13 protein-coding genes are annotated in these 12,101 nt (G+C 40.1%); 11 read left to right on the top strand and 2 right to left on the bottom strand.

Annotated features, from left to right (window positions below):
• Window positions 1-3: 3 nt before the first annotated feature.
• The gene (locus BN1356_RS08980) at window positions 4-1,260 is read right to left on the bottom strand and encodes an ISL3 family transposase (protein WP_176694213.1); all 1,257 of its coding nucleotides are present in this window, start codon (window positions 1,258-1,260) and stop codon (window positions 4-6) included.
• 175 nt (window positions 1,261-1,435) lie between these two features.
• On the opposite strand from BN1356_RS08980, the gene hemW reads away from it, so the two are divergent.
• From hemW to galE, 7 genes are all read left to right on the top strand, one after another.
• Window positions 1,436-2,575, top strand: coding sequence for a radical SAM family heme chaperone HemW (gene hemW, locus BN1356_RS08975; RefSeq protein WP_093651058.1), 1,140 nt, complete (start codon window positions 1,436-1,438; stop codon window positions 2,573-2,575).
• 1 nt (window position 2,576) lies between these two features.
• Window positions 2,577-3,314, top strand: coding sequence for an acyl-ACP thioesterase domain-containing protein (locus tag BN1356_RS08970; RefSeq protein ID WP_093651057.1), 738 nt, complete (start codon window positions 2,577-2,579; stop codon window positions 3,312-3,314).
• The gene (locus BN1356_RS08965; protein ID WP_093651056.1) at window positions 3,304-3,924 is read left to right on the top strand and encodes an NUDIX hydrolase N-terminal domain-containing protein; all 621 of its coding nucleotides are present in this window, start codon (window positions 3,304-3,306) and stop codon (window positions 3,922-3,924) included. The genes BN1356_RS08970 and BN1356_RS08965 overlap by 11 nt, the downstream gene beginning before the upstream one ends.
• A gap of 101 nt (window positions 3,925-4,025) precedes the next feature.
• Window positions 4,026-4,796 (top strand): TIGR01457 family HAD-type hydrolase, encoded by a 771-nt coding sequence (locus tag BN1356_RS08960; protein ID WP_093651055.1) that lies wholly within the window; start codon window positions 4,026-4,028, stop codon window positions 4,794-4,796.
• Window positions 4,786-5,430, top strand: a complete 645-nt coding sequence (locus BN1356_RS08955) for a TIGR01906 family membrane protein (RefSeq protein ID WP_093651054.1) — start codon at window positions 4,786-4,788, stop codon at window positions 5,428-5,430. The genes BN1356_RS08960 and BN1356_RS08955 overlap by 11 nt, the downstream gene beginning before the upstream one ends.
• 70 nt (window positions 5,431-5,500) lie before the next feature.
• The gene (rpsU, locus tag BN1356_RS08950; RefSeq protein WP_000048054.1) at window positions 5,501-5,677 is read left to right on the top strand and encodes a 30S ribosomal protein S21; all 177 of its coding nucleotides are present in this window, start codon (window positions 5,501-5,503) and stop codon (window positions 5,675-5,677) included.
• A gap of 67 nt (window positions 5,678-5,744) precedes the next feature.
• Entirely contained in the window at window positions 5,745-6,764 is a 1,020-nt protein-coding gene (gene galE, locus BN1356_RS08945; protein ID WP_093651053.1) for a UDP-glucose 4-epimerase GalE, read from the top strand.
• A 489-nt stretch (window positions 6,765-7,253) separates the two neighbouring features.
• Here galE and mscL read toward each other — a convergent pair whose 3' ends face one another.
• The gene (mscL, locus tag BN1356_RS08940) at window positions 7,254-7,622 is read right to left on the bottom strand and encodes a large conductance mechanosensitive channel protein MscL (protein WP_093651052.1); all 369 of its coding nucleotides are present in this window, start codon (window positions 7,620-7,622) and stop codon (window positions 7,254-7,256) included.
• 203 nt (window positions 7,623-7,825) lie between these two features.
• Between mscL and dnaG the strand changes: the two genes are divergently transcribed.
• The 4 genes from dnaG to BN1356_RS08920 all read left to right on the top strand — a co-directional run bounded on the left by dnaG (window position 7,826) and on the right by BN1356_RS08920 (window position 12,063).
• Window positions 7,826-9,625: a DNA primase gene (dnaG, locus tag BN1356_RS08935; protein ID WP_093651051.1), complete on the top strand. Its 1,800-nt coding sequence runs from the start codon at window positions 7,826-7,828 to the stop codon at window positions 9,623-9,625.
• 2 nt (window positions 9,626-9,627) lie between these two features.
• A complete protein-coding gene (gene rpoD, locus BN1356_RS08930; RefSeq protein WP_093651050.1) occupies window positions 9,628-10,749 on the top strand; it encodes an RNA polymerase sigma factor RpoD in 1,122 nt (373 codons plus the stop codon).
• Between the two features lie 401 nt (window positions 10,750-11,150).
• Window positions 11,151-11,471, top strand: coding sequence for a metal-sulfur cluster assembly factor (locus tag BN1356_RS08925; RefSeq protein ID WP_093651049.1), 321 nt, complete (start codon window positions 11,151-11,153; stop codon window positions 11,469-11,471).
• Between the two features lie 82 nt (window positions 11,472-11,553).
• Window positions 11,554-12,063, top strand: a complete 510-nt coding sequence (locus tag BN1356_RS08920) for an NUDIX hydrolase (RefSeq protein ID WP_093651048.1) — start codon at window positions 11,554-11,556, stop codon at window positions 12,061-12,063.
• Window positions 12,064-12,101 lie beyond the last annotated feature (38 nt).

The following is a 12,101-nucleotide window of genomic DNA, read 5'->3' as shown; positions in this document are numbered from 1 at the left end:
AAGTCATAACCTGGAGAGGACCAACTTGGTTCTCTTCTTTTTGATGTTCAAAGCGATGAGAATTCTTAATTTAAAGTTGTCAAAGTTCCGGAAACCAAAGGCATTACGCTTAATGACTTTGATGAGGTTGTTAGTAGCGTCTAGTTTGGCGTTTGAATAGGGGAGTTCTAATGCGTTAATGATCTTGTCCTTATCCTTCAAAAAGGTTTTAAAAATAGTTTGAAAGATGGGATTTACGCTGGGAAGCAGCTCCTCAATGAGGTCAAAGAAATGTTCAGCTTGCTTCTTTTGAAAATGAAAAAGCAATAGTTGGTAAAGTTCATAGTGTTCTCGAAGTTCCTGCGAGTAAGAAAGTAGTTTTTTAAGAATCTCTTTGTTGGTTAAATGCATCCGAAAAGTAGGGCGATAAAAGCGTTTATCGCTGAGTTTACGGCTATCCTGTTGAATGAGTTTCCAGTAGCTTTTTAGCGCCTTGTATTCATGAGATTTTCTGTCAAACTGCTTCATGATTTGGATGCGCAGATGGTTCATGGCCCGACTCATATGTTGGACGATATGAAAGCGATCGAGGACAATTTTAGCGTTTGGAAATAATTTTTTAGCGATATCGTAGTAAGGACTAAACATGTCCATAGTGATGACTTTGACTCGGTTTCTCACCTGTCTGGAATAGCGGAGGAAGTGATTGCGAATGGTCGTTTGTGTTCGTCCATCTAGAATAGCTAAGATAGTAAGCGAGTCAAAATCTTGTGCGATGAAGCTCATTTTGCCCTTCTTGAAACTATATTCATCCCAGCTCATGTGAGCTGGGAGCCAAGTTAGGTCAGTCTTGAATTGGAACTCCTTGAGTTTGCGAATGACTGTTGAAGTGGATACGGCCAAGCATTCAGCGATGTCTGTCATAGAAGCTTTCTCAATCAGCTTTTGAGCAATCTTATGGTTAACAATAGCTGGTATTTGATGATTCTTCTTGACCAGAGAAGTTTCTGCGACAGCTATTTTTCCGCAATCCTGACAACGAAAACGACGTTTCCTTAAACGAATTAAGGTCTTATATCCAGCACATTCCAGATAGGGGATTTTAGATTCTTTTTGGAGGTCATATTTAGCCATCTGACCATGACAGTTGTGGCATTTAGGAGCCGGATAGTCAAGTTTAGCGATGACTTCTTTATGAGTTCCAGCGTCCACATAATCTGAAATGGTGATATTAGGGTCTTTTATTCCAAGTAAGTTTGTGATAAAATCAAATTGTTCCATATGAGTCTTTCTAAAATGATGGTTTTGTCGCTTTTCATTATAGGTCATATGGGACTTTTTGTATACACTCAAAAAGGCTCCATAACCTCCATAGTGGTCTTACCCACTACAGAAATTATAGAGCCCCTTTTATCAGAATCTCTCTGAAAATAGGAGAGTATGCTATAATAGTTTTATGAAAAACAGACCGACTTCAGCGTATATTCACATTCCATTTTGTACCCAGATTTGTTACTATTGTGACTTTTCCAAGGTCTTTATAAAAAATCAACCAGTTGATGAGTACCTAGAGGCGCTAATGGCAGAGGTAAGGCATTATGACCTACCTGCCCTCAAAACCCTCTATATTGGTGGGGGAACGCCCTCTGCCTTATCGGCCCAACAACTGGACTATTTGTTGACACATTTGGAAAAGGAATTGGATTTATCTCAACTAGAAGAATTTACCATTGAAGCCAATCCAGGAGATTTGACTCCAGATAAGATTCAAGTTTTGAAACAATCAAAGTGCAACCGGGTTTCTCTGGGCGTGCAGACCTTTGACAATAAAATGCTCAAACGCATTGGTCGTAGCCACAATGAAGGTCAGATTTATGAGACGATTGATAGTCTTAAGGCAGCTGATTTTCATAATATCTCCATCGATTTGATCTATGCTTTGCCAGGTCAGACCATGGAGCAGGTAGTGGATAATGTTGCCAAGGCCTTGGCTTTGGAGATTCCTCATATGAGTTTGTATAGTCTGATTTTGGAGAATCACACCGTCTTTATGAACCGTCAGAAACGGGGCCGACTCCATCTTCCAAACGAAGATGTCGAATCGGATATGTTTGACTATATCCTATCAGAATTGGAAGAGAACGGTTTTGAGCATTATGAGATTTCTAACTTTACCAAGCCTGGTTTTGAAAGCCGCCACAATCTCATGTACTGGGACAATGCAGAATACTATGGCTTGGGGGCAGGGGCCTCTGGATATCTCAACGGCATGCGTTACCGCAACCGTGGTCCCATTCAGCACTATCTCAAATCCATTCGAGAAAAAGGCCATTCTCGCCTTCATGAAGAAATCTTGAGCAAGAAAGAACAGATGGAAGAGGAAATGTTTCTTGGCTTGAGAAAGAAATCAGGCATTTCCATTCATAGATTTCAAGAAAAATTTGACCTATCCTTTCAAGATTACTATGGCCCTGCTGTAGAACAATTAGTGGCTGAAGGACTTCTACAAGTTCAAGGCGATCAAGTCCGTATGACCAAGCAAGGTCTCTTCTTAGGGGATACCGTTGCCGAACGCTTTATTTTAGAGGAGGAGTAATATGGGGTTACAATACGAAGAGCAGTTTACGATTCCATTTGCTTTGACAGATGTTAAGCAAGAAATCATCATTTCGCAGTTTCTTTCTTATTGCCTAGGATTGTCAGGGAGACAATCTGAAAGTCTAGGGAGAGGCGACTTGGACGTCTTTGAACACTATGGCTTGGTCTGGGTTGTGACAGATTATGAACTCAACATTTTCCGTCTGCCAACCTACAATGAGACAGTCCGTATCGTGACAGAAGCTGTCTCTTATAATAAATTCTTTTGCTACCGCATGTTTTATGTGTATGATCAGGTAGGAAATCTCCTCATGGATATCCTCAGCTATTTTGTTCTGATTGATTTCAAGGATCGCAAAGTAGTGCCAGTTCCCGATGACTTGATTGCTCCCTATCAGTCTGAAAAGGTCAAAAAAATTCAGCGAGCACCCCGCTATCATGTGCTGGAAAATCCTGATAGCAAGGATTACCGCATTCGCTACTTTGATATTGATATGAATGGTCATGTCAACAATAGCAAGTATTTGGAATGGATGTATGATGCTCTTGACTATGAGTTTCTTTTGAATCATCGTCCAAACCATATTCAGCTAAAGTATGTCAAGGAAGTATCACCAGGTGGTATGATTTCTTCAAAAGTGGAATTACATGATGGAAACAGTCAGCATGAAATCTGGTCAGATGGCTCGGTCCATGCCCAGGCTATTATCAAATGGGAGAAGCGAGATGGACAATGAGGATAAGTGGTTGGAATGGGCAGTTCGCCTGCAAGCAATCGCCCAAACGGGCCTAGCTTACACGAAGGATGTCTTTGACAAAGAACGTTTTGAAGAAATCCGCCAAATCGCAGCAGAAATGCTTGTAATTCCCTCGGGGCTTCCCTTGGAAAAAGTCGAGGATTTGTTCTGCAACGAATCAGGGTATCAGACTCCTAAAATCGACACCAGAGCCGCTATTTTTAAGGAAGAGAAGATTCTACTCGTTCAAGAAAGCGATGGCCGCTGGGCTCTGCCAGGCGGCTGGTGCGATGTCGACCAATCTGTTATGGACAATACGATTAAGGAAGTTAAGGAAGAGGCAGGCTTGGATGCGCGTGCGGAGAGGGTTATCGCCATTTTAGACAAGGCTAAAAATAATCCCGCACAATCTGCTCATCATGTGACCAAGATTTTTATCTTGTGTACTAGTTTGGGCGGGAAGTTTGCAGCAAACTCAGAAACCATTGCCTGTGATTACTTTGGATTGGATGAATTACCAGTCCTATCAGAAGGAAAAACGACTGCCAAGCAGATAGCCATGTGTTTTGAAGCAGCAACAGATCCGCACTGGCAAACCAGATTTGATTAATTCTCTGCGAAACTGACAAGCACCCCTCATTGATTTGTTAGTTTAATCTGTCAGACATGGCCTGGTCTGGTATTGATATTGATTGAAGAAAAGGAGAAAAAGTGACGTATTCAGGATATTTAATTGATTTAGATGGTACGATTTATAAAGGAAAAGAGCGGATTCCGGCTGGAGAGCGTTTTGTAGCTCAACTTCAGGAACGCAAGATTCCTCATCTCTTTGTGACCAACAATACCACGCGGACACCTAAGGAAGTTCAGAATATGCTGGTAGAGAATTTTGATATTCAAACGCCTCTGGACACTATTTATACAGCTTCTTTAGCAACTGTAGATTATATGAATGATATCGGTCGCGAAAAGACTGTTTATGTCATCGGTGAGCATGGTCTTAAATCAGCCATCGCAGCAGCTGGTTATGTGGAAGATTCGGAAAATCCAGCATACGTGGTTGTCGGCCTTGATTGGAATGTGGATTATGAAAAATTGTCGACTGCTACCCTAGCGATTGAAAAGGGGGCTGTCTTCATTGGAACCAATCCAGACCTGAATATCCCAACCGAACGCGGCCTTTTGCCTGGAGCAGGCTCTTTACTGGCCCTTCTTGAAGCAGCAACGCGTGTCCAACCACATATTGTCGGAAAGCCACAGGCCTATATTATGAATAAGGCTTTGTCGCATTTAGGGACCAAATTAGAAGAAACCATCATGGTGGGGGATAATTATCTGACCGATATCCGAGCTGGAATTGACAATGGATTTCCGACCCTTTTAGTTCTGACTGGCTTTACCAAAGAAGAAGTGGCCACCCTTCCCATTGCTCCCACTCATATCTTAAAGAGCCTTGATGAATGGAGTTTCGATGAAAACTAAGTTTCAACATTTTTCAAGTGTTCTGACAATTTTGTCGGCGGCCATTTTGCTAACGATTTATCTGGCCTGGATTTTCTATCCATTGGAAATCAAGTTTCTGGACTTGGAAAAGGTCGTCTATATGAAAGCTGAGGAGATTCTCTATAATTACAATATTCTGCTGAATTATTTAACCAATCCATTTCAGCAGGTCCTGGATATGCCAAGCTTTTCTTCGTCTCCAGATGGACTCCATCACTTTCAGCAAGTTAAGTGGATTTTTCACCTGGTACAAGCTCTCTTTCTGTTCAGTCTACCAGGCAGTATTGCATTCTTTAAAGGAGTGTTGCAAAAAGGTTATGGTGATCTGTATCGAAAAACCTATATTTGGATGGCAATTATCCCTCTATTACTCGGTGCGATTGGACTTTTAATCGGTTTTAATGCTTTCTTTACCCTCTTTCATCAGATTCTCTTTGTTGGAGACTCTACCTGGCTCTTTAATCCCAATACAGATCCTGTTATTTATATTCTGCCAGAAATCTTTTTCTTACATTGCTTTGTCTTATTCTTTCTACTCTATGAAGCATTCACTAATTTGGTCTTGCTTTACATCCGTAAGAAGAGGAAGAAAAGAAATTTTGTAAATCAATGAAAATGATTGACAGAGTTTGAGAATAATAGTATAATATTCTAGACTTTGAAATTGAGGGGAGTGAAAAAAAATGTCAAAAACAGTAGTACGCAAGAATGAATCACTTGATGATGCTCTTCGCCGTTTCAAACGTGCGGTTACCAAAGCTGGTACACTTCAAGAAACACGTAAACGTGAATTCTATGAAAAACCATCTGTAAAACGTAAACGCAAATCAGAAGCAGCTCGTAAGCGTAAAAAATTCTAATAGAATATAAAAAACAGCTGCAAAGCTGTTTTTTGTTATCTAATCTATGCTTGATAAGGAGAATAACATGAGTATCTTAGTAACAGGTGGATGTGGCTATATCGGTAGCCATACGGTTGTTGAATTGTTAAACTTAGGCAAGGAAGTTGTTATTGTGGACGATCTGTCTAATGCTAGTGCAAAAGTAGTGGATCGCATCGAAGAGATTACAGGAAAACGACCTAGCTTCTACCAACAAGATGTGGTAGACAAAGATGGACTTCGTAGTATTTTCAAAAAAGAACAGATTGAAGCATCCATCCATTTTGCAGCCTTTAAAGCCGTTGGTGAATCTGTCCAAAAACCAGGGGCCTATTATGAGAACAATATCATGTCCATTCTTTCTTTGGTCGAAGTGATGGCTGAGTTTGATGTCAAGAAAATTGTTTTTTCTTCTAGCGCAACAGTCTATGGTAGTCTCAATCCTTCACCTTATAAAGAAGACATGCCTGTCGGAGTGCCAACCAGTCCTTATGGACAAACGAAGGTCATGTGCGAGCAAATTTTAAGAGATATTTATATTTCTGATAATAATTGGTCCATCTCTCTTCTTCGCTATTTCAATCCGATTGGAGCTCATGAGTCTGGTTTGATTGGAGAAGATCCATCCGGAATCCCAAACAATCTGATGCCTTTTATTGCACAAGTCGCAGTGGGCAAACGAGAATTTCTCAACATCTTTGGTGATGATTATGAAACTCAAGATGGTACCTGTGTGAGAGACTATATCCACGTAGTTGATTTGGCGAAGGGCCATGTCAAAGCCTTGGATAAACTAAATCAAGCTCCTGATGTTTATACTTATAATCTCGGTTCTGGACAAGGAACAAGCGTTCTTGAATTGGTTCATACATTTGTGGCAGTGACTGGAGTTGACATCCCTTATAAAATGGCACCACGACGTGCAGGTGATCTAGCCTCCTTCTATGCTAATGCAGATAAGGCCTTGGCTGACTTGAACTGGAAAACGGAAAAATCGATTGAAGATATGTGCCGGGACACATGGAACTGGCAATCAAAAAATCCAAATGGTTATGAAAACCAATAAAAGTAATAGTGAAATAAAAAATTTCGGGAACGAATTGTTTCCGAAATTCTTTTCTTTTAGGCTCTTTGAAAATCAACATTAGATTTTGTTAAAGCTCCTTGCCTACCGCTGGTTATGTCTAATTCGTTTTGCCTCATCTATAGTCATTTGAATTAGTATGTTTGATACGTCGTCATTTTCTACATGCCGTAGTCTAATACAATCTGGGTCTCAATTCCTAGTCCAAAAGTTCTTCATTTGACTATATTTTTGATTTTCTTTGCGTATGAGCTAATCAAAAAATAAAATCTATTCGAAAGATAGACAAACCTCATCGTTACACTCAAACCTAAAATAATCAGCTTTGGATTTGCAAGCATACTTAGCTCTTAGAAATATTGGTATGATAGTATAGTCTTTTCTTTTGAAGCAAAGAAAAAAAGATTGAAGAAATTATCCAAAACGGACTTTTTCTTCAATCTGAACAGACAAAGTCTGTTTTATCCATGATTACTTATTTTTCAACAAGTCGCGGATTTCTACTAGCAATTCTTCGGAAGTTGGTCCTACAAGAGCTTCTTCTTCAACTGGTTTTTTCATTGCTTTTTCAGCAGCTTTCACTACGAAGAAGAGAGAAGTACCAACAATCAAGAAGTTGATAATAGCGCTTAGGAAACTTCCATAAGCAACGCCATTCCAAGTAAGTTCGGAAATACGCTCAACACCGGCTGCTTTTAAAGCTGGGTTCAAAATGAGAGGAGTGATGATATCATCAACCAATGATTTGATGATGGCCCCAAAAGCTCCACCGAGAATAACTGCGACAGCGAGGTCGAGTACATTACCTTTAAACAAAAATGCTTTTAAATCTTTCAACATATCCTAAATATGTCCTTTCATAATTTATTACTCTAATATTATATATTAATGCATAGAAATTTCAAGTAAAAGCTCTTGAAAATTTACATTTGTCTCTTTTTATTATAAAATAGAGAATGGTATTATGTGCTTATAGTCAGCATTCTAGATAGAAGATAGTATTGTTTTACCTTTGAAATGTTTGGTGAAAGGAGAGAGAATAGATGATTTCAAAAGAGAAAATTGATGAGATTAAAGCATCTGTTAATATTGTTGATATTATCGGTGAATCGGTTGCTCTAACGAAGGCTGGACGAAATTACCTAGGCCTCTGCCCTTTTCATGGTGAGAAGACACCATCCTTCAATGTTGTCGAAGATAAACAATTTTATCATTGTTTTGGTTGTGGAAAATCAGGCGATGTTTTTAAGTTTGTTGAAGAAACGCGAGGTGTTCCCTTTGCTGAAAGTGTGCAGATTGTAGCAGAGAAAGCTGGCTTTCAACTGGATATTCCTCTTTCGAATAGACAGGTAGAAAAGACCAATCATCCTCACCAAGTTCTCTATGATATTCATACAGAAGCTAATAAATTTTACCATGCGCTCCTTATGACAACCAAGATGGGGGAAGCAGCAAGGAACTATCTCTATCAGCGTGGTCTCGATGATCAGGTCATCAAATATTTTCAAATTGGCCTAGCCCCTCAGGAAGCAAATTATCTTTATCAGCATTTATCTAAGAAATTTTCTGAAGCAGACTTGCTTAATTCAGGTCTCTTTAATACCGGAAATGCAAATACTATCTACGATGCTTTTCAGGGAAGGATTATTTTCCCTTTGACAGATGAGTATGGTCGTGTTGTAGCTTTTTCAGGCCGGATTTGGACCGAGTCTGATTTGGCAAATAAACAAGTAGCCAAATATAAAAATAGTCGTGGGACAGCAATCTTTAACAAGAGTTATGAACTCTATCATTTGGATAAGGCCAAACCAGTTATTAAGAAGCAGCGGGAAGTTTATCTAATGGAGGGCTTCATGGATGTCATCGCTGCTTACCGGGCCGGTATTGAAAATGCAGTCGCCTCTATGGGAACAGCTTTGACCGGTGAGCATGTTCGACACCTAGCTAAGTATTGTAAAAAACTTGTCTTGACCTATGATGGCGATAAGGCTGGGCAAGCCGCGACAGCCAAGGCCTTGGAAGAATTGAAAGATTTCAATGTTGAAATAGTTTTTCTCCCGGACAACATGGATCCTGATGACTATATTGCTCAGCATTCGGAAGAAGCCCTTGTCAATATATTGACTAAATCAAGATTGACTGGTGTTGAATTCCTCATTCAATACTTGAAACCTGAGAATCCAGACAACTTGCAGATGCAGATTGATTTTCTAGAAAAAATTGCTCCCATTATCTCTCAAACATCATCCATCACTGCCCAAAATTCTTATATTTACAAGGTGGCAGATATGTTGGCTGATTTTGATTACCAGCAGGTTGAAGAGGTTGTTAATCGAGCCCGCATCTCCAGTCGTCAACAGAGACAAGAATCGAATCAGATTCCACAGGAGCAACATTTTGAACCACCTAGGCAAGAGGTCATCCCTCAGCAAGCTAGGATTACCAACCTGATTCGGACTGAGAATCATCTCCTTGCTCGAATGTTAGAACATGCTTATATATTAAACGACTATCGATTGCGAGAGGATTTTTATTTTATCACACCCGAACTACAGGTCCTCTTTGACATTCTCAAAACCAATGGAGAAATAACTTCCTATGATTTAGCCGGATTAGATGAATTTGTTCAGCGAGCCTGGTATCGTGTTTTGGAGGAAAAATTACCCCAAGAAATTGGTACAAATGAAATTGAAGAGTTGGAAAGCAATCGTTATCGCGAACAAATAAAAAGAGACAATCGAATGAAGTTGAAAACTGTTCGTGAACAATCTCATGTTGGAAATGATGACCAAGCCCTTGATGAGTTAACAAAACTCATTGCACAAAAAAGAAATATGGAGTAACTATGGCAGTGAAAAAAGCAGAAAAAAAGACTGAAGTAACTACGTTTGATGTCCAAGTGGCAGATTTTATCCGTAACCACAAGAAGGAAGGCGTTGCTACTGATGATGAAATCAATGATCAATTAGCTATTCCATTTACCTTAGATGCAGATGGAATGGATGATTTGCTGCAACGGATTCAAGATGCGGGTATTTCTATCGTAGACAAGGATGGTAATCCATCCTCAAAAGTCATGCAAGTCGAAGAGGACAAAGAATTGACGGATGAAGAGTTACTTGGAAGCAATTCTGCCAAGGTTAACGATCCTGTCCGCATGTATCTGAAAGAAATTGGTGTGGTGCCACTCTTGACCAATGAGGAAGAGCAAGAATTGGCACTAGCAGTCGAAGCTGGTGATGTAGAAGCTAAGCAATGCTTGGCAGAAGCCAACTTGCGTTTGGTAGTCTCTATTGCCAAACGTTATGTAGGTCGCGGCATGCAGTTCTTGGACTTGATCCAAGAAGGAAACATGGGACTTATGAAGGCTGTTGATAAATTTGACTACTCAAAAGGTTTCAAATTTTCAACTTACGCGACTTGGTGGATTCGTCAGGCCATCACTCGTGCCATCGCCGACCAAGCCCGTACCATCCGTATTCCAGTTCACATGGTTGAAACCATCAATAAATTGGTTCGTGAACAACGTAATCTCTTGCAAGAGTTGGGACAAGATCCGACTCCAGAGCAAATTGCAGAACGGATGGATATGACACCGGATAAAGTTCGTGAAATCCTCAAGATTGCACAAGAGCCAGTTTCATTGGAAACTCCTATCGGTGAAGAAGATGATAGCCATTTAGGTGATTTTATCGAAGATGAAGTCATTGAAAATCCGGTCGATTACACAACACGCGTAGTCCTTCGTGAACAATTGGATGAAGTCTTGGATACGCTGACTGACCGTGAAGAAAATGTTCTTCGCCTACGTTTTGGCTTGGATGACGGTAAGATGCGTACGCTAGAAGATGTGGGTAAAGTCTTTAATGTGACCCGCGAACGTATCCGCCAAATCGAGGCTAAAGCCCTCCGCAAACTCCGCCACCCATCCCGCAGCAAACCGTTGAAAGATTTTATGGAGGATTGAGATACCACTGACGTGGTATCTCAACGCCTGCCTTGAAATAAAAGAGCAGGCAAAGGAACTCGAGAGCGAGGATACAACTGTCGTGGTATCTCAACGACCGCCCGAAAATGAAGAATTGGCCTTATTTTAACCCGAGCCTAGAAACTCGAGAGCGAGGTTGTTCTGGGAGACAAAATCAACTGCTCGCTAAAAATTCAAAACGAGCGAAAACCTAGGGATAGGCTTTATCAGCCGGTGGCTTAAAATAGAGACTCACCGAAAGTCTTAGCGAACGTTTTTAACACCTGCCCGGAAATGAGAGCACGGCCTTATTTTAACTCAAAGACTTGCAGATTAATTCCAAAATCTTAATTTTTTAAAGAACTATGTTAGCATAGAAATACTAGAAGAGGGGAGTAGAAATGTACACAGAAGAAGAAGTGAAGGGAGTTCAAGAGCGAATCTTCAGTGCTCTTGAAGAAGTAATTGACCCCGAATTGGGTATTGATATTATCAACCTTGGTCTCATTTATGAAATTCGTTTTATCGAAGGAAAAGCTGAGATTGACATGACATTAACAACGATGGGCTGTCCTCTAGCTGATTTGATTACTGATCAAATTCATGATGTTTTGAACAGTATTCCAGAAGTTAAAGAAGTAGATGTTAAATTAGTTTGGTCGCCAGCTTGGACGGTTCAAAAAATGAGTCGCTATGCACGGATTGCATTGGGGATAAAATAAAAATTACTTTGAGTTTTGTTTTATTCTTTCAGGATAAGAAAATTAAATAATAATCTCAATTACGAGAAGGATAGATATTAAAATGCCAGAAATTTGGGATGCCTACGATAGAGATAGAAATCTTCTTGTCGGAAAGACGATCTGTCGTGACACTTTTTCAACCGATGATGATTATCATTTGGTTGTTCATATCCTGGTCTTACATGAGGAAGACCAAAGTGTCCTCTTTATGAGACGGAGTCCCAATAAAGAATCTTTCCCCCAATATTTTGAGGCTACAGCTGGTGGGTCTGCCTTGCAAGGAGAAAACTCTGACCAGGCTATTTTGCGTGAATTAAGAGAAGAGACTGGCTTGACACTGAGCAAAATCAAGCTTTACTACCAGACGACAGAAGATGAGCATCAGATGCATCTGGATAAATTCATTGGTTGGACCAGACAAGATAAGGAACGGGTCTCTTATCAAGAGGGTGAAACAGTTGACCATGTTTGGGTAAAACCTGAGAATTTACAAAATTTTTTAGAAAAAGAAAAAATAGTTCCATCTCAAGTCACGGAACTAAAAATTCTCTTTCATCTGGATGATAAATGAGAAAAAGTGATTAGGTTTTAATACTTCCTAATCACTTT

It is taken from the genome of Streptococcus varani (assembly GCF_001375655.1).
GTDB classification, from domain to species: Bacteria; Bacillota; Bacilli; order Lactobacillales; family Streptococcaceae; genus Streptococcus; species Streptococcus varani.
Note: the sequence above shows the minus strand (reverse complement) of the source record. Positions and strands in the feature narration are given on the sequence as shown.

Coding starts and splice junctions, on each gene's coding strand:
- galE (WP_093651053.1), top strand. CDS start 5,745: ATGAGTATCTTAGTAACAGGTGGATGTGGCTATATCGGTAGCCATACG.
- BN1356_RS08965 (WP_093651056.1), top strand. CDS start 3,304: ATGGACAATGAGGATAAGTGGTTGGAATGGGCAGTTCGCCTGCAAGCA.
- BN1356_RS08955 (WP_093651054.1), top strand. CDS start 4,786: ATGAAAACTAAGTTTCAACATTTTTCAAGTGTTCTGACAATTTTGTCG.
- dnaG (WP_093651051.1), top strand. CDS start 7,826: ATGATTTCAAAAGAGAAAATTGATGAGATTAAAGCATCTGTTAATATT.
- BN1356_RS08920 (WP_093651048.1), top strand. CDS start 11,554: ATGCCAGAAATTTGGGATGCCTACGATAGAGATAGAAATCTTCTTGTC.
- mscL (WP_093651052.1), bottom strand. CDS start 7,622: ATGTTGAAAGATTTAAAAGCATTTTTGTTTAAAGGTAATGTACTCGAC.
- hemW (WP_093651058.1), top strand. CDS start 1,436: ATGAAAAACAGACCGACTTCAGCGTATATTCACATTCCATTTTGTACC.
- BN1356_RS08980 (WP_176694213.1), bottom strand. CDS start 1,260: ATGGAACAATTTGATTTTATCACAAACTTACTTGGAATAAAAGACCCT.
- rpoD (WP_093651050.1), top strand. CDS start 9,628: ATGGCAGTGAAAAAAGCAGAAAAAAAGACTGAAGTAACTACGTTTGAT.
- rpsU (WP_000048054.1), top strand. CDS start 5,501: ATGTCAAAAACAGTAGTACGCAAGAATGAATCACTTGATGATGCTCTT.
- BN1356_RS08925 (WP_093651049.1), top strand. CDS start 11,151: ATGTACACAGAAGAAGAAGTGAAGGGAGTTCAAGAGCGAATCTTCAGT.
- BN1356_RS08970 (WP_093651057.1), top strand. CDS start 2,577: ATGGGGTTACAATACGAAGAGCAGTTTACGATTCCATTTGCTTTGACA.